Raw genomic sequence first — 23,054 nt, 5'->3', positions numbered from 1 at the left:
CGCTTTCTTGAGGCGCTGGCGGCGCCCCGCTCAGTTTTGAATAGCGCGCGCCGGATAACCCGCGTTGGTTGATGCAGCGGCAATCGCAGCAGCATTGGTGCGGCGCGGGTCATAGGTTGCGCGCGCGGTCTTGGCTGCGAAATCGACCGTGACCGCCGTTACCCCGGCGACGCCTTCCATCGCCTTCTTCACGGTGATCGGGCAGGTGGCGCAGGTCATGTTCTCTATGGCAAAGGTGGTTTGCTTCTGAGCGGTTGCGGTAGCCGCGGGGCGATCTTGCGCCGTGCCACTAACTGCATAGGCGACCCCGCCGCCAGCCATAGCCAGCACGGCCATAGCGATACATACTGTCTTTTTCATGGGTATTTCCTTTCAATAGAACCAGGGTGCCCACCAGTCGATGGTGAGCGCCAGGATGGCGACGGCAAGGCCCAGCCACAGCACCGCCTTGGTGGTCCAAGCCGATTGTGGACGAGCGCAGTAGGAACCGTCTTCACAGGGCGGTTTCGGCTTGAAATAGACATGCCAGAAGCCGTAGCCGAGCAGCGCGAGCGTTACGCCTGCGACATAGGGCTTGTAAGGTTCGAGCGCCGTCAGGTTGGCGATCCACGCGCCGGAAATTCCGAGCATAACCAACAGTAGCGGGACGACGCAGCAAGCCGAGGCGAGCCCCGCGCCGATCAATGCGCCCGCCGCAACCCAGTTTGCCTGCTTCGGCTCGTGGTTTTCGGTGAGGGCTGGCTGTCCCGCTTCCGGCGTTGAGACCATGGCTTGAATCCCTTGTTCCAACTGAGTGATTCGCAGTGTAGGCTCTGTAGCCACTACAGACTCAAGAGGTATTTTCATGGAGCAACAGGTCGGCATCTTGCGTGCCCAGCTTGCCCGGAAAACAGGCTGCAATCTCGAAACCATCCGCTATTACGAGAAGGTGGGATTGCTGCCGGGGCCGCCTCGCAGTTCCAACGGCTACCGCGTCTATTCGCCGGAACTGGTGCAAAGGTTGCAGTTCATCCTGCGCGCGCGCGACCTTGGCTATGCAATGGATGAGATACGGTCATTGTTGTCGCTCACCGATACCGGTGCACAAACCTGCGCGGAGGTTATGGCGAGAACCGAACTCCACCTTGAAGATGTCCGCCGCCGCATTGCAGATTTGCAGAAGATAGAGGTGACGCTGGCGACCACGTTAGCCAGATGCACTGGAGATGACGTTGCCGAATGTCCCATCCTGGAAGCACTCCAGTTTTTACCCCATCAAGGCAATTGACGCCATCTTTGAGGGATTTGATTTTGTGATGTCAGCTTGGAGTATAGCCTAACCGGACGTCAGGGCGCTACCGCGGTTTCTGTCAGATTAGGGTACTAAACGGAATTTGTTGACGAATGTCGTTGCGTATCATAGATTTCAACCTGACATTTTGATGGAGAGAGTGCGCAGTGAAGGGGCAACGGATCGGCTATGTCCGGGTCAGCACGTTCGATCAGAATGTGGATCGCCAATTGGAAGGTCAGTCGCTCGATCGGACCTTCACCGACAAGGCATCGGGCAAGGACGTCAACCGCCCCCAGCTTGAGGCTCTGCTCACTTTCGCCCGCGAAGGCGATACCGTCGTCGTCCACAGCATGGATCGGTTGGCCCGCAATCTGGATGACCTGCGCAAGCTGGTCCAGGGCCTCACCAAGCGAGGTATCCGGATCGAGTTTGAGAAGGAAAGCCTGTCCTTCTCGGGGGAGGACTCCCCGATGGCCAATCTGATGCTCTCGGTCATGGGTGCGTTTGCTGAGTTCGAGCGCGCCCTGATCCGCGAACGGCAACGCGAAGGCATTGCGATCGCTCGGCAGCGCGGCGCCTATCGGGGGCGGAAACGGTCGCTCTCGGATGAGATGATTGCCGATCTGCACCGCCGCGTTGCCGCCGGTGAACGCAAGGCGACCATCGCGCGCGACATGGGCATCAGCCGCGAAACCCTCTACCAGTACCTTCGCGCCGCTGCCTGACACCAATGTTCACATTATGTCCGGAAAATCGTTGTTCAGCGTACAAAGCTTGAGGTGACGCCCGATAGTCCCCGGCATAGGCCACGATGACATGGTTGAGCTTGCCGCATGAAGGGCAGGTCGATTGGCGTGTCTCTTCGGTATAGCTCATGAGCTTCCCCGGGGTTTGGGGTCAGCGCCCCGCTGTGCTAAATCAGCGAGCGTAGGGATTGGCGGCGTCATTACCCCTTTTGGAAGGGGGCCATGCTTCTGCCCGAAGCGCCAATCCCTACGTTCCGAACCGGCCTTGGACTGACCGGCCCCACACGCCGCTTTCGCGGCGCGCGATCCTTGAAACCTATGCCGTTTTCGTCTCAGCCTTCGCGCGTCGGCGCTTGTTCTGATCCGTCACCTTCTCGAACTCCGGCGCGATCGTCTCCAGCTTGGCGATCAGTCCGGACAGATCGTAGCCATTGCTGTCCTGGCCCTTGTGCCGCTTGAAGCGCTCGACCCGTTTGATGAAACCCTTCGTCTCCAACGCGGTCAGGTGCCGCTGAACCGTCCGTGCGTCCTTGCCCATACGGCGGGCGATCGTGTCCTTGGCAGGATGCGGATCGTGATCGGCCGACCACCAATGGCTGATGAGCTGAAGCAGCACGTTCAACTCGTCAGGCTTCAGACCCATCTTGGCCTGGCCCCACAACAGGATCGACGGGATCATGCTGTAGCCACGCGACAGGACGGCATCCGGCCACTTGTCCTTCCGCTTCTTCGGCTTCGCCACCGCCGCGATCGAAAAGACGTTCGATCCTGCCTCCTTTGTGGTATCGCCGGGTTGCTTGCTCATGATGGTGGAAATAGCACATTCGCGCACCATTTCCAGAGGGGGTGGGGAGACAAAAACGTCGCCCACTCGGAGACATTGTTGTCCCTAGTGAGGGAGGCACCAATGTCTCACGAAGCACAGTGAGCCCGTAAACACGATACCGTGTAATCAGGATAAGGAAGCATATAGGGCGGAGACAGATTTGCCTCCCCCAAAATTTGTCGGAGCGCGTTTGCCTCGCCCGAGCGGTCACGCGGCGACCCGCCGTCAATTTTTAATTGAATCCTCAGACCCGAACATCTAGATAGAGGACAACATGGCCGTCCCCGCTGTTGCCTATGGCATCAAGGGGCGGCCTTCTTCATATCTGGGGCGATGCTTCCGCCCTACGCCAAACCCCATCTCAGCTTCGCCGACCAGCTCGCCCTCCTTGAAGGCCGCGGTTTGGGCGTCACCGACCAAGCCAAAGCCATCCGCCATCTTGAGCGAATCGGCTACGGTCGCCTGTCGCCCTATTGGCAACCGCTGCAAGAGCGCATCCCCGATCCCGACGATGCCACGCGCACCATTCGCACCGACCAGTTTCAAGCCGGTGCCGAGTTTCGCCATGCCGTCGATCTCTATCTCTTCGACAAGCAGCTCCGCTTGCTCTTCCTCGATGCCATCGAACGGATCGAAGTCGCGCTGCGCGTCGATCTCGCCCATGCGCTCGGGAATCGTGACCTGTTCGCCCATCGATCGGTCGCCTACCTCGATCCCAATCGTGCGAACGCTAATTTTAAAGGCACGACCCGGCACCTGAGCTGGTTGGCGAAGGCGGACGATTCCGTCGACCGCTGTAAAGACGATTGGGTGTCGGAGTTCTACAATACCTACACGCCGCCAATGCCGATCTGGATGGCTGTCGAGGCATGGGATTTTGGAACGCTATCCTGGCTGCTCGAAATGGCGCATCCCAACGACCGTTTCGCCATCGCAAAACGCTATAATCTGCTCCCCGACACGCTGGTGAGCTGGATCAAGAGCCTTGCCTTCGTGCGCAACATCAGCGCGCATCATTCCCGGCTGTGGAATACCGGCATCATCAACCAGCCCCAGGTGCCCAAAGCGTTCGAGGCGCCGCGCATGGTCCATATCGGCAACGACGTCGTGCAGCGGAACCGTGTCTATGGCGCGGCGGCAGTTGCCTCCTATCTCGCCAAGCGGATCAATCCGGGCACATCGTGGAGTGGCCGGATGAAAGCACATTGGCTTTCCTTCCCCGAAATGCCATTCGCCAGCGCCGCGCAGGGCGGGTTTCTCGAAGGCTGGGATCAGGAAGCGATCTGGGCCTAATGCGCCCGGTAGCGGTCTTCAGGAGGTGTGCCACGTGGCACACCCCTCGCCGCGCGGCGCATCACCAGTATTTTGAGATCGCGCGGAACTGCTCCACCGCCGCCTTGGTCCCCTCACCTTCTTCGGCATGGACTAGGCAATGGTCGATATGATCGTTGATGAGCGCGCGCTTGGCGCTGGCGATGGCGTTTTCGACCGCTTGAAGCTGTTGCGCAATATCGACGCAGGGGCGCTCCTCTTCGATCATGCCGACGATGCTACGCAGATGACCAGCGACGCGGTTGAGCCGTTTGACGATTGCGGGGTGGCTGGTGTGAGCGTGATGGGCCATCCCCTTATTTAGTGCGCGTGAGGGGCTGCTGTCGAGTATCCCCCAGGGGGGATAGACTCGATCCCCCGGGGGGATATAGCGCGATCATGCTCAGTGTCCTCGCCAACCGCACGTATCGGCACCTTTTCCTCGCGCAGATCATCGCGCTTGTAGGAACGGGACTGGCGACGGTCGCGCTCGGCTTGCTCGCTTACGACATAGCTGGCGGCAGTGCCGGGGCGGTGCTGGGGACTGCGCTTGCGATTAAGATGGTCGCCTATATCGGCGTCGCGCCGATCGCCGGCGCGTTCGCCAATCGCGTGCCACGCCGTGCCTTGCTGGTCGGAATGGACGTGATCCGCGCCGGTGTCGCCATTTGCCTGCCGTTCGTGAACCAAGTCTGGCAGGTCTATATCTTGATCTTCGTCCTGCAATCGGCATCGGCCGCGTTCACGCCAACCTTTCAGGCTACGATCCCGGACGTCCTCCCGGAGGAACGCGACTATACCCGCGCGCTGTCCCTGTCCCGCCTCGCCTATGACATGGAGAGCCTGACGAGCCCGATCCTCGCGGCCGGTCTTTTGACGGTGATGAGCTACCACTGGCTGTTCTCGGGCACCGCGATAGGCTTTGTCGCGTCGGCGCTGCTGGTCGTATCGACCGTCCTGCCCCGACCGGCGCCGGTTGAGGCCGAGGGCGGCATCTACGACAAGACGACGCGGGGCACGCGTATATACCTCGCGACGCCTCGCCTGCGCGGATTGCTGGCGCTGACCCTCACCGCTGCCGCCGCGAGCGCAATGGTGATCGTCAACACCGTCGTTATCGTGAAAGGCATGGGCCTAAGCCAGCGCGACGTCGCGTTGACCCTCGCCGCCTTCGGGGGCGGCTCGATCACCGCTGCGCTGACCCTGCCTCGTATCCTCGATCGGATTGCGGATCGGACCGTCATGCTGGTCGCCGCCGCTATCCTGACGTTGGCGCTCGCGGCCCTCGCCGCGATCACCGCCATCATGCAGCCAGGCCCGGCCTACTGGCATGTCCTGCTCGGCGGATGGTTGGTGCTGGGCGTCGCCTATTCAGCGAGCGTCACGCCATCGGGACGGCTGCTACGTCGGTCGGCGAACGCCGATGATCGCCCCGCATTGTTCGCGGCACAATTCGCACTCAGCCACGTCTGCTGGCTGGTCTGCTATCCGCTCGACGGCCAGCTCGGCGCTCGCGTCGGAATGGAGGCGGCGTTCGGTGCGATGGCCGTTCTTGCTGCGATCGGCACCCTCGTCGCCGTCCGTATATGGCCCGCGAACGACCCCGACGTGATCGCGCATGAACATAGCGACCTCGCCGCCGATGATCCGCATCTCGCGGTCCACAGCCACGGCGAACATCCCTATGTGATCGACCGTCGCCATCCAAAATGGCCGGGTAAGTGATTTCCTTGCCCCGTTCCCAACGTCCGCCTACGCTGCGCACGATGGCGATGCGTCGTTCCTCTTCCGCGCTGTTCGGAGCCGTGCTGGCGCTCGTCGCCATGCTCGGCCTCGTCGCGGCGTCGTCGTGGCACAGCGCGATGGTCCATGACCATGTGCCCGTGCAAGTCGCCGCCGTCGACCATGACCATGACCATGACCATGCGGCTGCGGCCGAGCATAACGATCACGCTCCCGCCAAGCAGACTGGCGGCGACAGTCCGGTGCATGTTCTCGCTCATGCCGCTGGTCATTGGGTCGCCTTCGACGGGCCGACGACTGCGAAAGTGCCGGCGATCGTCGCCGCTCGCGCGTGGTCGATCCTCACCACATCGCTGGCGAGCGGTATCGATCCTTCCAAGCTCCTGCGCCCTCCCCGCGGATGAGTCTCGCCGGCGCGTGACGCGCCGACAGACTTACCCCTGGAGGATTATGGATTATGAACGGCAGTTATCGCCGGCAGCGCGTGCTTGCGCTGGCCGGCACGCTCGCGGCGCTATGGCCCGCGGGTGCAGCGTGGTCGCAGACCGCGCCCCCTTTCGCACAGCTTCTGAACCAGACGCGCGATGTGCCCCGCGTCACGGTCTTGGAAGCCGACGTCGCCCGCGCGCGGGGCCTTGCCGAGCAAGCTCGCGCGCGGCCTAACCCGTCGATCAACGTCTATGCCGAAAATTTCGCGGGCGACCTCGATCGCAACGCGCGCAACCAGCAGCAAACGACGTTCCAGATCGATCAGCCCATCGAGCTGGGTGGCAAGCGATCAGCCCGGATCGCCGCCGGTGAAGCCGGCATCGTCGCGGCGCAGGCGCGCAATCGCGATGGTCGCCTTGTCTATGCGACCGAGCTGGCACGCGCCTATGCCGGCGCCGAGATCGCCGATCGGCGCATCGCTATTGCCGAGGACGAAGTTGAGGAGGCGACCGACGACCTGAAGGTGGCCCGCGCCTTGGTCGGCGCTGGCAAGGAAGCCCGCCTCCGGCAGGTGCAGGCTGAAACAGAACTCAACACGCTTCAGGCCGACCTCGAAAACGCGCGCGCCCTCAAGACGGCCGCGCTGGCACGCCTGTCCGCGCTGGCCGGTATTACAACCCCCTTCACCGGCCTGTCGGAATCACTCTTGGATCGGCTCGACGCCAAGCCGGCGTTCGGCCCCATCGACCCTATGCAGGCGACGATGGTGCGCGTTGCAGAAGCCGAACGGGACGCCGCAGCGCGAGCGGTGACGGTGCAACAGCGCCTCGCCATCCCCAACGTCACCGCGCAGCTCGGCGTGCGCCAGCTTCGCGTCGCGAGCGGCCCCGCCGTCGTTGCCGGCATATCCGTCCCGCTGCCCCTCTTCGATCGCAACCGGGGCAACATCTCGGCGGCACGTGCCGAACTGCAAGGTGCCGAGGCGCGTGCCGCAGCAGCCCGGCTCGAAGCCGAGGCGGGGACACGCGCTGGTCTCGCACTGGTAGAGGCAGCCGACGCTCGCGCCGCTGCCGCGCAGCGGACGTTGGCGACCGCCCAAGAGGGCTATCGCCTCGCTCGCGTGGCCTACGAGGCGGGCAAAAGCCCGCTGATCGAACTCCTTGCCGCGCGTCACAATCTCGGGGTCGCCCGTGGCGTCATCCTCGACGCCGCCGCAGCGCGCCTCGACGCTCGCGCCAATCTGGCCCGTCTGCAGGGCCTCACCATCACCGGAGAAGCGGTGCAATGACCGATAAAAATCGTCTCTACACCGGCGCCGCCATTGGCCTGGTCGCTGCCGCTGCGCTTGGGTTCGGCGCTGCGCGCCTCACCCAATCGTCCACCCCCGCCCCTGCCCCTACGGAAGCCGCAGCGCCAGCAAAGCCGTCGAACACGGTCGCGATGACGCAACAGGCGCTTTCAGCATCGCAAATCACTGTAGCCCCGGCGGCATCCGGCGAGCTGGACGCCGCGATCCTTGCCTCCGCCACGGTCGAGGCGACGCCCGACGCCGAGGCGGTGCTGACCGCGCGCGCGCCAGGCACGGTCAGCCGTATCATGGTCCGCATCGGCGATCCGGTTCGCGCCGGCCAGACCCTTGCATTGGTCGAGAGCCGCGACGCTTCACAAATCGCAGCCGACCGCTCGGCCGCATCCGCGCGCGTCACCCTCGCCGCGCGTCAGCTCGAACGAGAGCGCGGTTTGCTCGCGCAGGGTGTGACACCCCGCGCCGACTATGAATCGGCACAGGCCAACCTTGCCGTCGCCCAGGCCGACGCTCGCCGGGCTAGCGCCGCCGCGGGCGCGGCTCGCGTGTCGGGCGACGGTCGATCGGTTGCGGTCGTCAGCCCCGTTTCGGGGCGCGTTACCAATGCCGGTGCCAATCTCGGCCAGTTCGTCGCGGCTGAAACCGAGCTGTTCCGCGTCGCCGATCCGAGCCGGCTTCAGATTACCGCAAGCGTCCCGCCTGCCGATGCTGGCCGTGTCCGAGAAGGCGACAGGGTAGAGCTGACCACCACAGACGGTCGCACGATAGAAGGGCGGGTGCGTTCGGCGACCGGCGTCGTCGATCCGCAATCGCGGACCGCGACGGTCGTCGTCACGCCGACCGCCGGCGGCAGCACGCTTGCCCCGGGCCAGCTTGTTCAGGCTCGCATCCTCGCCAGTGGCGGGGCCGCAAAGAGCGGCGTGATGGTGCCGCAAGACGCGGTGCAGACGCTTGGCAGCGACAGCGTGGTGTTCGTCCGCACCGGCCAGGGCTTCCGCGCGCAGCCGGTTCAGATCGGCAGCCGATCGGGCGGGATGGTGGCGATCACCGGCGGCCTTGCCGCCGGCACGCAGATCGCCACCACCAACGCTTTCCTTCTCAAGGCCGAGATCGAGAAGGAGTCGGCGGAATGATCGGCCGCATCCTCTCCCTTTCGGTCCGGATGCGATGGCTTGTCGCCTTCCTGACCCTCGTCGTCATCGGCTTCGGCCTCTGGCAGATCACCAAGCTGCCGATCGACGCCGTGCCCGACGTCACCAACCGGCAGGTCCAGATCAGCACCTTCGCGCCGACGCTGGGGCCGGTCGACATCGAGAAGCAGGTGACGTTCCCGGTGGAGACGGCGCTTGCCGGAATACCAGGGCTTGAGATGACCCGCTCCATCTCACGCAATGGCTTCAGCCAGGTGACAGCGGTCTTTACCGACCGCACCGATATTTACTTTGCGCGCCAGCAGGTGACGGAACGGCTCGCACAGTCGCGCGACAGCCTTCCCGCCAACGCGCAGCCGATCCTCGCGCCGCTCAGCACCGGGCTTGGCGAGATCTTCTTCTATTCGGTCGCCTTCCGCCATCCCGACGGCAAGGGCCTGAAGACGGTCGACGGCAAACCGGGCTGGCAGTCGGACGGCAGCTACCTCACCCCCGAGGGCGAGCGGCTGACCACCGAACTGGCGAAGGCCGCCTATCTCCGCACGGTGCAGGACTGGATCATCCGCCCGCAGATGCGGGCGGTGCGCGGCGTCGCCGGCGTCGATTCCAACGGCGGCTATGTGAAGCAATATCTGATCGAGCCGAACCTCAACGCGCTCGCCAGCTATGGATTGTCCGTCACGGAGCTGGCGGATGCGATGGAGCGGGCCAACCTCTCCGCCGGGTCGAACTATGTCCGCCGCGCTGGCGAGAGCTTCCTTGTCCGCGCCGATGCTCGTCTGAAGTCGATCGAAGACATTCAGGAAGCCGTCGTCGCGACCCGCAACGGCGTCCCCGTTCGCGTCAAGGACGTGGGCCAGGTGGTGATCGGCGGTGCGGTCCGCACCGGCTCCGGCAGTCGCATGGGATCGGAAGCGGTCATCTCGACCGTGCTGATGCTGGTAGGCGACAACAGCCGCATCGTCGCGACAGACGCCGCCGAGAAGCTGACGCAGATCAACAAGGCGCTGCCGCCCGACGTGTTCGCCGAGCCGGTCTATAACCGCTCAAAGCTCGTCAACGCGACGATCGCGACGGTGGAAAAGAACCTGACCGAAGGCGCGCTGCTCGTCATCGTCGTGCTGTTCCTGCTGCTCGGCAACATCCGCGCTGCGCTCATCACCGCCGCAGTCATCCCGATTACCATGTTGATGACGGCCGCAGGAATGAACGGGCTGGGCGTGTCGGGCAATCTGATGAGCCTCGGCGCGCTCGATTTCGGGTTGATCGTCGACGGCGCCGTCATCATCGTCGAGAACGCGCTTCGCCGCCTCGCCGAACGCCAGGAGCATGAAGGCCGGCTTCTCACCCGCGAAGAGCGGATGGAGGAAACGACGCTCGCGGCCAAGGAGATGGTGCGGCCGACCGTTTATGGTCAGCTCATCATCTTCCTCGTCTTCGTGCCGCTGCTCACCTTCCAGGGCGTTGAGGGCAAGACGTTCGCGCCGATGGCGATCACGTTGATGGTGGCGCTCGCCTCTGCTTTCGTCCTGTCGCTTACCTTCGTTCCCGCGATGATCGCGATCGTCGTCAAGGGCCGGGTCAGTGAGACGGAAGTGAAGCCGATCCGCTGGTTCAAGGAACGCTACGCCCCCGTGCTGGGCCGGGCTGTCGCCCGCCCGATGCCCTTCATCCTGGGCGGTGTCGGCGTGTTCGTCGCGGCCGTGCTGAGCTTTGGCTTCCTCGGCGAGGAGTTCATGCCGCAGCTCGACGAGAAGGACATAACCGTCACCAACTTCCGCGTGCCATCTGCGTCGATCGACCAATCGACGCAGATGCAGCTCCAGATCGAGAATGCATTGAAGACGCTGCCGGAGGTGGCGCTGGTCTTCTCCAAGAACGGTAACGCCGACCTCGGCACCGATCCGATGCCACCCAATGCGTCGGATACCTACGTCATCCCCAAGCCGGAGAACGAGTGGCCGACGGAGGTGAAAAGCAAGGAGGACATTCTTCGCCGCATCGAGGAGCGGATGAAGCCGCTGATCGGCAACCGGACGGAGATCCAGCAACCGATCCAGATGCGCTTCAACGAGCTGATCGCCGGCGTTCGCGCCGACGTCGCGATCAAACTTTACGGCGACGGCCTCGACGCGATGAGCGAACAGGCGAAGCGCATCGCCGCCGTCATGCGCACGATCCCCGGCGCTGGCGACGTGAGTGCCGAACAGACGTCCGGCGCGCCGACCTTCGACGTGCAGATCGACCGTCAGGCGGCGGGCCGTTACGGCCTGTCGGTCGAGGAGGTGGCGAACACCGTCTCGGCTGCGCTTGGCGGGCGTGAGGCCGGGCTGCTGTTCGAGGGCGACCGGCGGTTCGACGTCGTGGTCCGCCTGCCCGACGCGCAGCGGGACGACCTTGAGACGCTGGGGTCGATCCCGGTGATGCTGCCCGCTGCCGAAGGTCAGGTGGCGCGCTCGATCCCGCTAAGCCAGGTCGCCCGGTTCAACTACACCCAAGGGTTGAACCAGATCAGTCGTGAGAACGGCAAGCGGATGGTGGTCGTGCAGATCAACGTGCGTGGGCGCGACCTTGGCGGGTTCGTCGAGGAAGCGCAGGCGAAGATCGGCCAGATGCAGCTCCCCGCTGGCATGTATACCGAGTGGGGCGGCACCTTCGAGAGCCTGCAATCGGCTCGGCTACGCCTGCTGATCGTGGTGCCGATCTGCTTCATTGCGATCTACGCCCTGCTCTACATGGCGCTCGGCAGCTTCGTGTCGGCGGCGATCGTGTTCTCGGCGGTGCCGATGGCGCTTGCCGGGGGCGTGTTTGCGCTGCTGCTGCGCGGCATCCCCTTCTCGATCACCGCAGCGGTCGGGTTCATCGCCCTGTCGGGCGTCGCCGTCCTCAACGGCCTCGTGATGATGAGCGCGATCGGGAAGCATCGCGAGGAAGGGGCGAGCGACGATGACGCGATCGTGGACGGCGCAATGGAGCGCGTCCGCCCGGTGCTGATGACCGCGCTGGTGGCATCGCTCGGCTTCGTGCCGATGGCGCTCGCCACCGGCACAGGTGCCGAGGTGCAACGGCCGCTCGCAACCGTCGTCATCGGCGGCCTCATTACTTCGACCGCCCTGACCTTGCTGGTGCTGCCAGCGATCACCGCCCTGGCGGGCCGGTGGTCGCAACGGCGACGCCCCGACCCTGCCACCCCGACGCACGCGCTCGCGTGATGAAGCGGAGACAATTTACCGTGGAAACATCATCCAACCGCCCGTGGCGCCTCCCGCTGCACTTGAGAGGGGTGACGACGTTCCTTGCCGTCGCCACCGCGACGTTCATGGCAAGCGCCGCCTATGCACATGGGGTCGCCGAAGGCGATCAGGCATTCATCGAAACGATCAACGGACCCGCCCCTGGCGCCTTCCTCTATCTCGGCGCCAAGCACATGGTCACAGGTTACGACCATCTGCTGTTTCTGTTCGGGGTGATCTTCTTCCTCTACCGGATGAAGCAGGTTGCCGCCTACGTGACGCTGTTCGCGATCGGCCACAGCACGACGCTGATCGCCGGCGTTCTGCTCGGCACCCACGTCAGTCCCTATGCGATCGACGCGATTATCGGTCTGTCGGTGGTCTATAAGGCGCTCGACAATCTCGGTGCCTATCAGCGGTGGTTCGGCGTCCAGCCTAACGCCAAGGCCGCGGTCCTGATCTTCGGCCTGTTCCACGGCTTCGGCCTCGCGACCAAGCTCCAGGACTTCGCGCTGCCATCGAACGGCCTTTTGGTGAATCTGTTGTCGTTCAACGTCGGCGTCGAAATCGGCCAGTTACTCGCTCTGTCCGCGATCCTGATCGTCATGGGCTACTGGCGCCGCACCGCCAGCTTCCGCCGACATGCCTTTGCCGCGAACGTGGTCCTGATGACCGCGGGCTTCGTCCTTACCGGCTACCAGCTCGCCGGCCTCATTCTCGAAGGGAACGCCTGATGAAAAACGCCAATCTGCCAAACGTCGGCGATCTCCCGACGCTGCGCCAGCTCAACCGGGCAACGGCGCTTGCCTTCGGCGTCGCCGTCGCGCTGCTCGCGACGACGATCCTGCCCGCCGAATACGGCGTCGATCCGATCGGGACGGGCCGCCTGCTCGGCCTCACTCGCATGGGAGAGGTCAAGCAGGCCGAACATGCAGCCGAGACCGCCACAGTCCCGGCGACCACGGCGCCGGCTTCGCCGGCTGCAAGGTCGAGCGTGCCGGCGACCGCGCAGACGGCCGAGGTGAAGATCACGCTCCAGCCCGACGAAGGTCGCGAAGTGAAGGCAGACATGCGCGCTGGCGACCGGATCGCCTACGCCTGGTCGACCGGCGGACCGGAGGTCCGTTTCGAGCTTCACGGCGAGGAACACGACGCGCCGGCAGATAAATACACCAGCTACGAGAAAGGATCGTCCGCCGGCGAGAAGGGCGATTTCCAGGCTCCTTTCGACGGGATGCACGGATGGTATTGGCGCAACCGCACCACTGCGCCCGTGACCATCACCGTGACGGCGACCGGCACGTTCCGCAGCTTCGCTGCGAAGCCGAAATCCTGATCGTAGCGATGCACTCCACCCTTTCCACCACGAGGAGACTACCCATGAAATACGCAGTCCTAGCCGTCGCGGTATTGGCCGCAGCCCCCGCCGCCGCCCATCCCGTTCACGACGAGGAAGCGCATAGCCAAGCGCCCGCCGAGGTGGCGCGTCAGCACGTCGTTCGCATGGTGACGCAATCCAAGCTCGCCCCGAGCTGGTCCAAAGCAAAGGTCGAGGGCACCGCGCAGCGGACCGCCAACGGCGCGCGTCAGACCGTCGTGACTTTCACCAATCCCTCCGAGCCTGTCGCACGGCGCACGCTTCACGTCGTGATTGGTGCGGACGGCAAGGTTGTTTCCGCCAACCCTTCGGCGAGCTGAATAATCGGCTCGTTGCGGGACCATACCCGAGCCGGCAGCCCTTCGGGGTTGCCGGCCAACTTGGCGACGGACCCGCGAGGCGTGAGTCCGGATTAATGAGGAAGCGGAATGGTTGACGTGCGCATCTGCGCCGCCACGCTACTTATGATGACCGTTGGCTGTTCGGAGCCGTCACCAAATACTCGCGACACGTCGGAGATACACCGACCTCACTCAATGACGCGGGTCTTGGAACAGCGATACGTCACATGCGCAGACGGCAGCCGGGCCGACATTGATTTCCTCGACGACGGTTTGCGCATGGCCGTGACATGGTTGCCGTCCGGGCCGACCGAGATTCTGGCGGCGTCCAAGACAGGAGAGCCCTTCACGGGGCGTCACACGCGTGCGATCATGGCCGGAGGAACGATCGCATTCGAGCGCGGTCGCACTCTCCTACGCATCTGCCAACATCCTCACCGATGATAATGAGCGGGTCTGACGCTTCGGCGGTGAAGACGGCGAAATCCATACCATCAGGCTTGAAGACCCTGCGCGACCCTGACGGGCACGGCCCTATCGGCGCGTTCGCGCCGACCGAGCCACCGTCCCGGCGTCTCGTCCCAAAGGGTAACGATCCTCGCGTGAGGTGTGCCACGTGGCACACCTGCGGACGCGCAAAGATGCGAGACGCTCCCCTGTAGAGCGCCACGGCCCTCCCCCGGAGGCCCGCCAGCGCGGGGAACACCAAGGGCTGCTGCCCTTTCGTTCCCGAAGGAAAATAGACGGCCCCGTGTGGTCCGCCAAGCGCGGCACCCGACGCCCTAAGGGGCGTCGGCCGCGCTAAGGCGGCCTGCCCGCGCCAGGCCATCGATTTTCCTCCTCCCTCCCCATCCCGCTCCTCGCCGGAGAGGCAGACCCGGTTGCTGCGGCAACCGGCTTTCAGCCGCAGGAAGAAGGAGGAAAGAGAATGGCTTACACCCGATACAAGGGCGATCCCTACTGGAAACGGGCCAATGTGGACGGGACCAGCGCGGACGGCACCCCCTACCGCCGTGGCGAGCGCGTGTTCTTCTATCCGCGTTCCGGCGCGACCTACGCAGGGGACGGCGCGGCGCGCGCATCGGCCGAGTTTGACGAACTCGCGAGCCTCGAAGGCTGACCCCTCCCCCATCACCGAACCTTATTCAGATCAGGAGCATCATCATGGGTATCATCACCGTCAAGCTGTCGCAGCTTCGCCTTTCCCCGCTCAATCAGCGGCGCGTGAAGCCTTCCGCCGTCGAGAGCATGGCCGACGACATTGCCGCGCACGGCCTGTTGCAAAACCTTGTCGCCTATGAGGACGAGGGCCTGTTCTATGTGTTCGCCGGAGGGCGGCGCTATCGCGGCCTCAAAGAACTGGCGAAGCGCAAGCAGATCAAGAACAGCGACGCGTTTCCCGTCGAGGTCCGCACCAAGGAAGAGGCCATCGAACTGTCGCTCGCGGAGAACTTCCAGCGCGAGGACATGCACCCGGCAGACAGCATCCGCGCCTTTGCGGCGCTACGCGATACCGGCATGGACGCCGAGGAAATCGCTGCCCGGTTCGGTCAGGCGGTCAGCTTCGTCTATAAGATGCTTCGCCTTTCCGCGCTGGCACCGGCGCTGATCGACCTGATCGCCAAGGACCAGTTGTCGCTTGAGGCGGCGCGCGCGCTCACCCTCACTGACGACCACGACCAACAGGTGAAGGTATGCAAGGCGGCGAACGGCCACGCCCACACCATCCGGCGGATGCTCACCACCGAGAAGGTGGACACCACCAGCGGCGCGTTTATCTTCGTCGGGCGCGACGCCTACGAGGCGAAGGGCGGGACGATCACGGTAGACCTGTTCAGCCAAGGGGCCGAGGGGTTTGCCGACCATCCCGAGCTTGTGCAGGAACTGGCGGAGGACAAGCTGGACGGTATCGCCGACGAGTATCGCGCGATCGGTTGGCATGAGGTCCGCGCCACGCTGGACCGGCCCTACGACCTTTACATGAAGGGCAGCCTGTATCCGGCCACGCGCGAGCCGACCGAGGACGAGGCCGCGCGGATCGAGGCAATCGACGTCGCTATCGAACAGATCGCCGAGGCCGAGGGCGAGGACAGCGACCGCATCGCGCCGTTGTCCGATCAGCGGGATGCGATCACTGAGGGCTTGCGCGGGTTCAATGCCGAGCAGGTCGCGGTCGGGGGCGTGGCGCTCTGGGTTTCGCATGACGGATCGCTCGGCAAGAGCTTCTATCGCGCGAAGGCCGAGCCGAAGCCCAAGGCGAGCAGCGGCGAGCCGCAGCCGCTCTACAGCAACAGCCTTGTTGCAGACCTGTCGCGGATCAAGACCCGCATCGTGCAGGAGGCGGTTTCAGCCGACCCGGCGCTGGCGCTGGATGTGCTGCTGGACAGCCTTGCGGGTCAGCTACTCCACGGCGCGCACAGCTATCAGATGGCGATAGACGTGCAGGCCAAGACCATCGCGACCGATGTTGCCGACGACCTTATGGCGACCAGCGACGTGCGGGAGGTCGAAGAAACGATGGCCGACCGCTTCGCATCGGTCCCAGCAGATGGCCGGTTCGAGGTCATTCGCGCCATGAGTCACGACGACAAGATGGCGCTACTCGCCGGATTGGTGGCGATGACGGTGGACGGCACCTTGTTCGCAGGCGGTGCCCCCGGTGCGCGTCACCATCACTTTGAGCAGGTGGCCCGCGCGACAGGCGTGGACATTGCGACCCGCTGGCAAGCCCCCATCGCCCTGTTCGACAAGATGCGCCGTGCGGCCCTTATCGACCTACTCCGCGCCGAATGCGGCGATGCCAGCGCCGACAACTGCGCAACCATCAAGAAGAAGGCAGACTTGGCGGTCAACGTGTCGGGGCGGCTCGCTTCGCACTGGCTTCCCGCGCCGATGCAGATCGGGGCGTTCGACCAGCCCGAGCGGCACGAACTGGACGATCCCGACGCCGATGCCTTCGATGGCGAGGACATGGAGGCCGACGAAATGGCGTAAACGGATACGGGGGGCGGTGATAATCACCCCCTTTTCTCGACCAACCGCCCAGCATCAGCCCCCTCGCCGGCGCGACAGCCATGCTCTGCATGGCCGTCGCGCGCGCTGCCCTTGCAGATCAGCGCACGCCGCCCGCCCACAAGGGACGGGCGGCGCGATGGCGAGTTTAATCGTAATGCGGGCCATCTACGTGAGTGCCGCTCAAATCGACGCCGCGCCGAACTGCCACGAGGTCGAAACGCTTGAAAAATGCGAGCGCTTCCCCCGGCGTGATGCGCAATTCGACAGCACGCACCTCTGCCGGGGCTGGCTCAAACTCAGCAGACCGAAGAAGATAAGCCACCAGCGACACATCGGTCACGGGTGTCCCCTGGTTCTCCCCAGAAGCGATCCTGAATCCAATGACACGCTCGTCGCTTTCAGCTTTTCCCAAAGACACCAGATGGCCGGCAAGCGCGACATTATCGGAAATGTCCGCGGCAACGGTTCCCTTGAAGTCGTTGTATTGGACGCCAGCGTTGAAGGTATCCATTGCTATCACTCCATTCTGCTATTCGCGTGTGAGCCGCGCAGCCCGTCACCCAAGCTGATACTACGACCGCCGCCATTCCTCACCAAGATCGCGCGTGGTTCGAACCATGCGAACAGATCGCCCAAGGCCCGACGTCTGTAAGCATTCAGCCATCGCCGGCGCCGATGTTCGGCCGCGTCATGGATCATATGGCATCGCTGGCAGAGTGCAGCCAAATTGCGTGGTGCGTTGTCGGTGGGGTCATGGTTCAGATGCGCACACGCGATATAGACCCGCGTGATGCGCACGATCGTCGCCACGTCCGACTTAGGCGCACGCACCCGGCGACCGCGCCCGTCGCGCCATTGGTGGCGATCAGCGTCCCACCAGCGTCCGTCACCCAAGTGGAACACCCGCCGGCCGTGCGGGCGCTGGCAATGCTCGCAGCGCCCCTTGGCGCGGCCGAACCGGATCAGCCTCGACAACTCAGGCCAGTCGATCGGGTAGAGCCAGCGATGTTCGGCCATGATCGGCATGACGATTCTATGAGTCAGCCGAGTCGAGAACGAAAGCAGAAAATCGGCTAGCGGTCCGCCCCGTGGGCGGGCGTTGGTTTGTAGAGGCAGTCCGTCAGTCTCCGCCCATCGTGAGGGGCGCGGAACGCCGCCTCAAGGATCAGCGGTCCCCCCAATTTGCTGCGCAAATCGGCTCCCCCGCTGCCCGGCAAGCCGGCCGCTGGCGCGGTCCTATGACCCGGCGTTCCGCGCCCCTCCCGCCGTCGTCGCCAATCACGGCAACACGGAGGTTTCCATGTCCCATCATCGCCTATTCGCGCAGCTCGCCTTCGAGCGCGCGCTGGGGATGGCCGCGCTGAACGCGCTGGTCCAGGCCGTCGTCGAAAGCGACCAGTTCCGCGCCGATGGCCGCGATCGTGACCCGCGCCACTTTTGGGTTCTCGCCGGAGACCTGGAGGAGGTCGTGCAGGATCGCATCCGCGACGTTCTCGATGGTCCCGGTCTCGGTGTTGTCGAGCGTGGCGAGCTGTTCCATCAGCCGCGTATCGTCGATCTGGTGATCGCCGCCCGCGACGCACGCAACGCGCCCTCCTGACGGGGGCGCGCTTGCGCGCGATAGTGCCGTGCGGAGATCCGCACCGCGCAACTCTCGCCGATCGCGATGCGCGCGACCGGCGCTAGGGGAACACCAAGGGCGCTGCCCTTTCGTTCCCGAACGACAATCGACCGCCCGTGTAATCCGCCAACCGCGGCACCCGTCGCCGGAGGCTTCGGCCGCGCTAGGCGGCTCGCCCGCACCAGCGGTAGATTCTCGCTCCCCCTCCCCATCCCGTCCTCGCCGGACAGGCAGGGCCGTGAGGCCGAGCGGCCTTGCGGCCCATGCCAGAAGGAGGATCAGTGATGTGCAGCCCCGAACAACTCGACACCATCCGTCGCCTTAATGACCTAGCCCGGAGCCAACCGGGCACCGCATCCATCGCCAACGTCACGCTGGGTTTCCAGTCTCTCCCCGACGCGGATCGCTTCGCGGCGCTGGCGGCGATCGTCGGCTTCTCGCAATTCACCGGCGACAACGATCCTCACGGAGAACATGATTTCGGCGCGGTTTATCGGCTCGCGACGGGAACGTGGACGCAGGAGCGACCGAGCGACGACAAGGCAATCGCCGAAACCGTTTTCTGGAAGGTGGACTACTACGACAACACGCTTACCTATGGCAGCGAAGCGCCGTGGGATGAGCAACAGACCAAGCGCGTGCTGACGATCATGCTCGCGAGCGAATACTGACGTCCCCGGCGTGCGATCCGCGTTCAAGCGAGCGCGGATCGCGACGCACCGACCGGCTCTTATCGCACGTGATTTGTTGAGGAATCGCGTTGGAAGGCGTAGGGTTATGAGCAGAAAGGATGACCGCGATGGCCCAGATCGATCTTGAAACGCTGCGCGAGCGCATCCGCCAGATGGATTTCGAGCGCGGCAGCCCTGAACAGGTTGCGCTTTGGCGCGAGGACGTAGCGGAAGCCCGTGCCAATCTCGTTATCGAGGATATGACCCCGACCATCGACGAGGACGCGATGTTCTCGATGATGCTCGACGAGGGCGTTCCGCCCGCCCTCATGCCCTCGATTATCCTCAGTCTCTATCAGCCCGGAACCCGCCAGATCGCTGCCTGACCTTGGCAAGCGATCCTTATACATATCCCGGCACCGAGACGCTTCGTAACCGGCTCGGGATTACGGAAGACAAAACGCTTACCGAGGCCGAACGACGACTGACGCAGGCGCGCGGCGCGGAGGCTGCGCGCCTGACCTTTCCAGCCACCGCCGACGGCTACCGTGCCCTTCACAAACACCTGTTCCAAGACCTCTACGATTGGGCAGGCCAGGACCGCACCGTCAACATCGCCAAGGGCGGATCGAGCTTCGCCGCCGTCCCCTACATCGCGCGCGAACTCGACAAGCGGTTCGCCGAGGTAGGAGCGCAGAGCGGCTTGCGGGTGCTTCCTCGCGACGAGTTTTTCGATCGGCTCGGCAACCACATCAACGAGATCAACGCCATTCATCCCTTCCGCGAAGGGAACGGGCGCACCATGCGCCACCATGCCGCCCAGCTCGCCCGCGAAGCCGGCCACCCGATCCGCATCGCCGCGATCGACAAGGACCGTTGGATGGAGGCGTCCCGTCACGGCTTTCTTACCGGCGATCATCGCGGAATGGCGGCGGTTCTCTCCGCAGCGGCGATCAAGCGCGACCTCGCGCCCGAGGCGCGGATTGGCCCCGCAGGGATCGCCATGCTCCCCAAGCGCGCGCCGCCCGAGGGGCAACGCTACCGCGTGACGCTGACCAAGGCGCGCGAGGAGCTGGAACGCTATTTGCCGGCCGCTCGCCAACAGGCGGCCGATCGGCTGCGTGGGTTGATTAAGGAGGGTGCCCCCTCCCCCGCCATCGCCAACGCGCGCACCGAACTCGCCTATGTCCGCCATGCCAAAGGGCCGATCTATCAATCGCACCTTCTCACCTATCTAGGTGTCCGTCAGGTCGATGCCGTCGTGACGCCGCAGCAGACGCCGTTGGAGCGCGTGCGGGAGATCGGCGCAGCACTCGGTGTTCAAATCAACAACCAGCAGCCGGCCCAGCTCCAGCGCGCCGTGCGGTCGCTGGAGCGGCCGATCCTGCCCCCTGGTCACTCGCCGGGGCAGGAGCGGCTTGCCGAGCTGTTCCTGAAGAACACGCCGGAGAAGAACCAAGCCGATCCGCGCCTTGCGCCCGCCCAGGCAATCGTCGACGCGGCCATGAAGACCGCGCGCGATCGGGGCGAGAGCGCGCGCATGGTCGGAGCCATCGCGGAGTCGACGCGCCAGCTCGTCGCCGATCGGATCAAAGCGGGCGGATCGCTGGACGTCAAAATCGGCCGCGCGACCCCGGCGCAAGCGCCAGCACCGCGCGATAAGGACCGGAGTCGCTGACAGCTTTTGGAGGACGGGGGAATGTGCAATCGGTTGTGTGATTGCGGTCCCCGCCGCAAGCGGGAACCGGATTGTCAACGCAAGGAGATGCGGTCGTGAAACCTGATACGGTCACCGTCACAGATGAAACGTGAGTTGTCACCTTCGTGTCGAATATCTCAAAGTGCCTGCTTCCGGCATTCAGAATTGATATCAACCCTCCATGCTTCAAAGAACTTCATTTCCGGGTTGGGAAATATCAGATCGAGAGCGCAAAATACTCACGCTAAACTTTTATTGCGTTCTCTTGATTAAAACCGCGTAGTCGCGATTTTTGACATCCATGATCCGTCTTGCTCGGTCTTAACGTCAGCGGCAGGGATCGAACCCGCACCCCATTGCCGGGGATCGCTTTAGCGATACGTCTGCCAATCCTGGGGATGAGACCTCCCCGGTGCCGCGCGAAGTCTTCCCTACCGAGAAGAAGACCCCTCGGTGCGCCTGGGCGTGCGGTGATCGTCGCCGGGCAACCGGCCATTGGAGCCGGTCACGATGGAATGGGGCTTCGCGATCCAGGCGCCGAGCAAGCGCGACCCGGTCGTGAAGCTGGACAAGTATGTGACCCATGGCCGCAACCTCGCTTCATCGATGTGGAAGCCGTCGCTCGCCAACCCGGAGCGGCGCTGCCTTGTCCCGTTCACCCATTTCGCCGGACCCCACCCCGAGGGCGGGACTGGCGACGATGGCAAGCCCCGGCAGATGTGGTTCTTGATCCCCAATGAGCCGATCGCGTTCTTCGTCGGCATATGGCGACCGACTGTGCGTAGCGAAGCCTACGCCTTCGCCGAACGCGATCGTCTCGCCATGGCATCCCAAGGCGATGCCGGTAATCCTCCATCTGCGTGACTTCACCACATAGCTTGACGGGCCCCACGAAACGGCGCTGGCGCTGGTGCGACCCTATGATGGATGATGCGGACCGCGCTGCCTATGCGACCGGCGTGCTTCGCACCGGGAGCCGGATCGAGGGGCGACGCTGGTATCAAGACAATACCCTCGAACCTATCCGCGACGAGACGTTGCGCGAGGGATCGGTGCATAGCTTCATGAATAGGCAATCAGTACTAAGTTCAATTAACCATGCCATAACGGTTTCAATGCGACATGTCGGTGCGCTGAAGGCGCACCGAGGTAAAATATGAGCAGCATCTCCATCAATGATGTCATGGCTTTGCGGAACGCTGTCCTCGACAAGAACGCGGCGCTTCGGAACGTAGCAAGCAACCCGAACTCTGTCTCCGTGTCCGGGGCTGCGAAAGGAGCGGCTTTTGACGCAGCGATGCACACCGCGCTGGGAAAGGCGGATAGCCCAAATTCTGTCTCAGGCGTGGGCGGAGCGGCGGCCGTTTCGCAATCAGGACACGCCGATCTAGGCGGCTTCGCCGCTACTTTTCAGACGCAGCTTCAAAAAATTAATGCGATCAATGCGCGCGCTGGTGCTTTGACGGTTGCCTACGAACGCGGAGAGGAAACCGACATCGCGAAGGTGATGCTTGCGCGGCAGGAGTCCTCAATCGCATTCGAGGCGACGTTGCAGGTTCGCAACAAAGTGCTGTCCGCCTACAAGGACATTATGAGCATGCCGGTGTAGCGCAATCCCGAAAGCACCTCCCTGAGTCGTTAATCCCTGCTGAGAAATACGTTCACGCACCAGCCTCCGCCTACCTCCATTAGCTTCCCTTCGGCTTACGAGCACTGTTGTGCATGGACACGATCTTCCAGCTGCCGCCCACCTTTTTAAGTACGCTTGAGGCAACACCGAGCCGTTCGGCCGCCTCACCGGTTTTGGGCTGAATCCGGTAACGGTAGGTTTCGGTTGCAAGGGCAACCGGTCCCTCGAAGCGGACGTCGACCTTGTAGTCTGAGAAACGGAACGATTTGAACTGCTTCAGCTCGGGACCGAGATGATGAGCCAAGTACGTGGTGTAGCTGCCCTCAGATGCTCCTGTCTCGAAAATCTGCGCGTTGGTCGTGAACAGTCGCTCGGTTCCAGCGGCGTCAAGCTTTTCGATCGCCTTCTTGTACGACGACAGCACAGCCTTCACGGCGCGCGCATCAGCGGCTCGAGCGTCAGACTGCGCCCACGCCGCGGCGGGCAGAGCAATTGACAACGCCATGATCGTCTTCATCCCGATGTTCATTCCTGATCTCCCAAAATAAAACTCTCCACTTTAGGCTATCGCCGTTTGAGGCAATACGGGGACCGGTGAGAGGATGGTCGAAAACGTACGCTCTCATGACTGCCATCCGAGACGCTGGCCGAGTTTACTCCTTCGCTGGCCAGGAAGCCAGC

At 63.8% G+C, this 23,054-nt stretch carries 27 protein-coding genes; 20 read left to right on the top strand and 7 right to left on the bottom strand.

Features of this window, described 5'->3' with window-relative positions; translation table 11 throughout:
* Positions 1-30 precede the first annotated feature (30 nt).
* Positions 31-360 (bottom strand): heavy-metal-associated domain-containing protein, encoded by a 330-nt coding sequence (locus tag B9A23_RS16025; RefSeq protein ID WP_082052513.1) that lies wholly within the window; start codon positions 358-360, stop codon positions 31-33.
* A 12-nt stretch (positions 361-372) separates the two neighbouring features.
* Positions 373-768 carry a mercuric transporter MerT family protein gene (locus B9A23_RS16020; protein ID WP_014072602.1) on the bottom strand — a complete coding sequence of 132 codons (396 nt, stop codon included), beginning with the start codon at positions 766-768 and terminating at the stop codon, positions 373-375.
* Positions 769-844: 76 nt separating this feature from the next.
* Between B9A23_RS16020 and B9A23_RS16015 the strand changes: the two genes are divergently transcribed.
* Together B9A23_RS16015 and B9A23_RS16010 are read left to right on the top strand one after the other, a co-directional pair.
* A complete protein-coding gene (locus B9A23_RS16015; protein ID WP_014072603.1) occupies positions 845-1,267 on the top strand; it encodes a MerR family transcriptional regulator in 423 nt (140 codons plus the stop codon).
* A gap of 170 nt (positions 1,268-1,437) precedes the next feature.
* Positions 1,438-1,998, top strand: a complete 561-nt coding sequence (locus B9A23_RS16010) for a recombinase family protein (RefSeq protein WP_004213255.1) — start codon at positions 1,438-1,440, stop codon at positions 1,996-1,998.
* A gap of 337 nt (positions 1,999-2,335) precedes the next feature.
* Here B9A23_RS16010 and B9A23_RS16005 read toward each other — a convergent pair whose 3' ends face one another.
* Positions 2,336-2,824 (bottom strand): helix-turn-helix domain-containing protein, encoded by a 489-nt coding sequence (locus B9A23_RS16005; protein WP_176218027.1) that lies wholly within the window; start codon positions 2,822-2,824, stop codon positions 2,336-2,338.
* 354 nt (positions 2,825-3,178) lie between these two features.
* Between B9A23_RS16005 and B9A23_RS16000 the strand changes: the two genes are divergently transcribed.
* Positions 3,179-4,138, top strand: a complete 960-nt coding sequence (locus B9A23_RS16000; RefSeq protein ID WP_042469203.1) for an Abi family protein — start codon at positions 3,179-3,181, stop codon at positions 4,136-4,138.
* A gap of 61 nt (positions 4,139-4,199) precedes the next feature.
* Here B9A23_RS16000 and B9A23_RS15995 read toward each other — a convergent pair whose 3' ends face one another.
* Positions 4,200-4,469, bottom strand: a complete 270-nt coding sequence (locus B9A23_RS15995) for a metal-sensing transcriptional repressor (protein ID WP_042469202.1) — start codon at positions 4,467-4,469, stop codon at positions 4,200-4,202.
* Between the two features lie 86 nt (positions 4,470-4,555).
* Here B9A23_RS15995 and B9A23_RS15990 point away from each other — a divergent pair, with 86 nt between their 5' ends.
* From B9A23_RS15990 to B9A23_RS15940, 10 genes are all read left to right on the top strand, one after another.
* Positions 4,556-5,881, top strand: a complete 1,326-nt coding sequence (locus B9A23_RS15990) for an MFS transporter (protein WP_084280083.1) — start codon at positions 4,556-4,558, stop codon at positions 5,879-5,881.
* Positions 5,882-5,922: 41 nt separating this feature from the next.
* Positions 5,923-6,303 carry a hypothetical protein gene (locus tag B9A23_RS15985; protein ID WP_042469200.1) on the top strand — a complete coding sequence of 127 codons (381 nt, stop codon included), beginning with the start codon at positions 5,923-5,925 and terminating at the stop codon, positions 6,301-6,303.
* Between the two features lie 53 nt (positions 6,304-6,356).
* Complete coding sequence (locus B9A23_RS15980) at positions 6,357-7,616, top strand: TolC family protein (RefSeq protein WP_042469198.1); 1,260 nt, start codon at positions 6,357-6,359, stop codon at positions 7,614-7,616.
* On the top strand, positions 7,613-8,767 hold the full coding sequence (locus tag B9A23_RS15975) for an efflux RND transporter periplasmic adaptor subunit (protein WP_042469196.1): 1,155 nt from the start codon (positions 7,613-7,615) through the stop codon (positions 8,765-8,767). The genes B9A23_RS15980 and B9A23_RS15975 overlap by 4 nt, the downstream gene beginning before the upstream one ends.
* Positions 8,764-11,997, top strand: a complete 3,234-nt coding sequence (locus tag B9A23_RS15970) for an efflux RND transporter permease subunit (protein ID WP_084280082.1) — start codon at positions 8,764-8,766, stop codon at positions 11,995-11,997. Before B9A23_RS15975 ends, B9A23_RS15970 begins: the two co-directional genes overlap by 4 nt.
* 107 nt (positions 11,998-12,104) lie before the next feature.
* Positions 12,105-12,752, top strand: a complete 648-nt coding sequence (locus B9A23_RS15965; RefSeq protein WP_042469303.1) for a HupE/UreJ family protein — start codon at positions 12,105-12,107, stop codon at positions 12,750-12,752.
* Positions 12,752-13,354, top strand: a complete 603-nt coding sequence (locus tag B9A23_RS15960; RefSeq protein WP_042469192.1) for a hypothetical protein — start codon at positions 12,752-12,754, stop codon at positions 13,352-13,354. The genes B9A23_RS15965 and B9A23_RS15960 overlap by 1 nt, the downstream gene beginning before the upstream one ends.
* A 44-nt stretch (positions 13,355-13,398) precedes the next feature.
* On the top strand, positions 13,399-13,716 hold the full coding sequence (locus B9A23_RS15955; RefSeq protein ID WP_042469191.1) for a DUF6488 family protein: 318 nt from the start codon (positions 13,399-13,401) through the stop codon (positions 13,714-13,716).
* Between the two features lie 949 nt (positions 13,717-14,665).
* Entirely contained in the window at positions 14,666-14,857 is a 192-nt protein-coding gene (locus tag B9A23_RS15945; RefSeq protein WP_042469189.1) for a hypothetical protein, read from the top strand.
* A gap of 44 nt (positions 14,858-14,901) precedes the next feature.
* Positions 14,902-16,731 carry a ParB/RepB/Spo0J family partition protein gene (locus B9A23_RS15940; RefSeq protein WP_042469188.1) on the top strand — a complete coding sequence of 610 codons (1,830 nt, stop codon included), beginning with the start codon at positions 14,902-14,904 and terminating at the stop codon, positions 16,729-16,731.
* 166 nt (positions 16,732-16,897) lie between these two features.
* On the opposite strand, the gene B9A23_RS15935 is transcribed toward B9A23_RS15940, so the two are convergent.
* Together B9A23_RS15935 and B9A23_RS15930 are read right to left on the bottom strand one after the other, a co-directional pair.
* Entirely contained in the window at positions 16,898-17,263 is a 366-nt protein-coding gene (locus B9A23_RS15935) for a hypothetical protein (protein ID WP_042469187.1), read from the bottom strand.
* Positions 17,264-17,268: 5 nt separating this feature from the next.
* The gene (locus tag B9A23_RS15930) at positions 17,269-17,778 is read right to left on the bottom strand and encodes a hypothetical protein (protein WP_231738850.1); all 510 of its coding nucleotides are present in this window, start codon (positions 17,776-17,778) and stop codon (positions 17,269-17,271) included.
* A 274-nt stretch (positions 17,779-18,052) separates the two neighbouring features.
* On the opposite strand from B9A23_RS15930, the gene B9A23_RS15925 reads away from it, so the two are divergent.
* The 7 genes from B9A23_RS15925 (at position 18,053) to B9A23_RS15900 (ending at position 22,352) form a co-directional block, all read left to right on the top strand.
* The gene (locus B9A23_RS15925; protein WP_042469185.1) at positions 18,053-18,352 is read left to right on the top strand and encodes a hypothetical protein; all 300 of its coding nucleotides are present in this window, start codon (positions 18,053-18,055) and stop codon (positions 18,350-18,352) included.
* Between the two features lie 305 nt (positions 18,353-18,657).
* Positions 18,658-19,044 (top strand): DUF3768 domain-containing protein, encoded by a 387-nt coding sequence (locus B9A23_RS15920; RefSeq protein ID WP_042469183.1) that lies wholly within the window; start codon positions 18,658-18,660, stop codon positions 19,042-19,044.
* 128 nt (positions 19,045-19,172) lie between these two features.
* Entirely contained in the window at positions 19,173-19,430 is a 258-nt protein-coding gene (locus tag B9A23_RS15915) for a hypothetical protein (RefSeq protein WP_042469301.1), read from the top strand.
* A 2-nt stretch (positions 19,431-19,432) separates the two neighbouring features.
* Positions 19,433-20,722 carry a Fic/DOC family protein gene (locus tag B9A23_RS15910; protein WP_042469182.1) on the top strand — a complete coding sequence of 430 codons (1,290 nt, stop codon included), beginning with the start codon at positions 19,433-19,435 and terminating at the stop codon, positions 20,720-20,722.
* A 531-nt stretch (positions 20,723-21,253) separates the two neighbouring features.
* Positions 21,254-21,607, top strand: coding sequence for an SOS response-associated peptidase family protein (locus tag B9A23_RS15905; protein WP_231738854.1), 354 nt, complete (start codon positions 21,254-21,256; stop codon positions 21,605-21,607).
* Between the two features lie 56 nt (positions 21,608-21,663).
* A complete protein-coding gene (locus B9A23_RS23075; RefSeq protein ID WP_139797515.1) occupies positions 21,664-21,903 on the top strand; it encodes a hypothetical protein in 240 nt (79 codons plus the stop codon).
* A complete protein-coding gene (locus tag B9A23_RS15900) occupies positions 21,900-22,352 on the top strand; it encodes a flagellar hook-basal body complex protein FliE (RefSeq protein WP_042469180.1) in 453 nt (150 codons plus the stop codon). Before B9A23_RS23075 ends, B9A23_RS15900 begins: the two co-directional genes overlap by 4 nt.
* Positions 22,353-22,431: 79 nt before the next feature.
* Here B9A23_RS15900 and B9A23_RS15895 read toward each other — a convergent pair whose 3' ends face one another.
* Positions 22,432-22,902 (bottom strand): YybH family protein, encoded by a 471-nt coding sequence (locus B9A23_RS15895; RefSeq protein WP_053003295.1) that lies wholly within the window; start codon positions 22,900-22,902, stop codon positions 22,432-22,434.
* Positions 22,903-23,054: the final 152 nt, after the last annotated feature.

This window comes from Novosphingobium sp. B1 (assembly GCF_900176395.1).
Classification (GTDB): Bacteria; Pseudomonadota; Alphaproteobacteria; order Sphingomonadales; family Sphingomonadaceae; genus Novosphingobium.
This window is presented reverse-complemented; position numbering and strand designations above follow the sequence as displayed.

Coding starts and splice junctions, on each gene's coding strand:
- B9A23_RS16025 (WP_082052513.1), bottom strand. CDS start 360: ATGAAAAAGACAGTATGTATCGCTATGGCCGTGCTGGCTATGGCTGGC.
- B9A23_RS16020 (WP_014072602.1), bottom strand. CDS start 768: ATGGTCTCAACGCCGGAAGCGGGACAGCCAGCCCTCACCGAAAACCAC.
- B9A23_RS16015 (WP_014072603.1), top strand. CDS start 845: ATGGAGCAACAGGTCGGCATCTTGCGTGCCCAGCTTGCCCGGAAAACA.
- B9A23_RS16005 (WP_176218027.1), bottom strand. CDS start 2,824: ATGAGCAAGCAACCCGGCGATACCACAAAGGAGGCAGGATCGAACGTC.
- B9A23_RS16000 (WP_042469203.1), top strand. CDS start 3,179: ATGCTTCCGCCCTACGCCAAACCCCATCTCAGCTTCGCCGACCAGCTC.
- B9A23_RS15995 (WP_042469202.1), bottom strand. CDS start 4,469: ATGGCCCATCACGCTCACACCAGCCACCCCGCAATCGTCAAACGGCTC.
- B9A23_RS15990 (WP_084280083.1), top strand. CDS start 4,556: ATGCTCAGTGTCCTCGCCAACCGCACGTATCGGCACCTTTTCCTCGCG.
- B9A23_RS15985 (WP_042469200.1), top strand. CDS start 5,923: ATGGCGATGCGTCGTTCCTCTTCCGCGCTGTTCGGAGCCGTGCTGGCG.
- B9A23_RS15980 (WP_042469198.1), top strand. CDS start 6,357: ATGAACGGCAGTTATCGCCGGCAGCGCGTGCTTGCGCTGGCCGGCACG.
- B9A23_RS15975 (WP_042469196.1), top strand. CDS start 7,613: ATGACCGATAAAAATCGTCTCTACACCGGCGCCGCCATTGGCCTGGTC.
- B9A23_RS15970 (WP_084280082.1), top strand. CDS start 8,764: ATGATCGGCCGCATCCTCTCCCTTTCGGTCCGGATGCGATGGCTTGTC.
- B9A23_RS15965 (WP_042469303.1), top strand. CDS start 12,105: ATGGCAAGCGCCGCCTATGCACATGGGGTCGCCGAAGGCGATCAGGCA.
- B9A23_RS15960 (WP_042469192.1), top strand. CDS start 12,752: ATGAAAAACGCCAATCTGCCAAACGTCGGCGATCTCCCGACGCTGCGC.
- B9A23_RS15955 (WP_042469191.1), top strand. CDS start 13,399: ATGAAATACGCAGTCCTAGCCGTCGCGGTATTGGCCGCAGCCCCCGCC.
- B9A23_RS15945 (WP_042469189.1), top strand. CDS start 14,666: ATGGCTTACACCCGATACAAGGGCGATCCCTACTGGAAACGGGCCAAT.
- B9A23_RS15940 (WP_042469188.1), top strand. CDS start 14,902: ATGGGTATCATCACCGTCAAGCTGTCGCAGCTTCGCCTTTCCCCGCTC.
- B9A23_RS15935 (WP_042469187.1), bottom strand. CDS start 17,263: ATGGATACCTTCAACGCTGGCGTCCAATACAACGACTTCAAGGGAACC.
- B9A23_RS15930 (WP_231738850.1), bottom strand. CDS start 17,778: ATGCCGATCATGGCCGAACATCGCTGGCTCTACCCGATCGACTGGCCT.
- B9A23_RS15925 (WP_042469185.1), top strand. CDS start 18,053: ATGTCCCATCATCGCCTATTCGCGCAGCTCGCCTTCGAGCGCGCGCTG.
- B9A23_RS15920 (WP_042469183.1), top strand. CDS start 18,658: ATGTGCAGCCCCGAACAACTCGACACCATCCGTCGCCTTAATGACCTA.
- B9A23_RS15915 (WP_042469301.1), top strand. CDS start 19,173: ATGGCCCAGATCGATCTTGAAACGCTGCGCGAGCGCATCCGCCAGATG.
- B9A23_RS15905 (WP_231738854.1), top strand. CDS start 21,254: ATGGAATGGGGCTTCGCGATCCAGGCGCCGAGCAAGCGCGACCCGGTC.
- B9A23_RS23075 (WP_139797515.1), top strand. CDS start 21,664: ATGATGGATGATGCGGACCGCGCTGCCTATGCGACCGGCGTGCTTCGC.
- B9A23_RS15900 (WP_042469180.1), top strand. CDS start 21,900: ATGAGCAGCATCTCCATCAATGATGTCATGGCTTTGCGGAACGCTGTC.
- B9A23_RS15895 (WP_053003295.1), bottom strand. CDS start 22,902: ATGAACATCGGGATGAAGACGATCATGGCGTTGTCAATTGCTCTGCCC.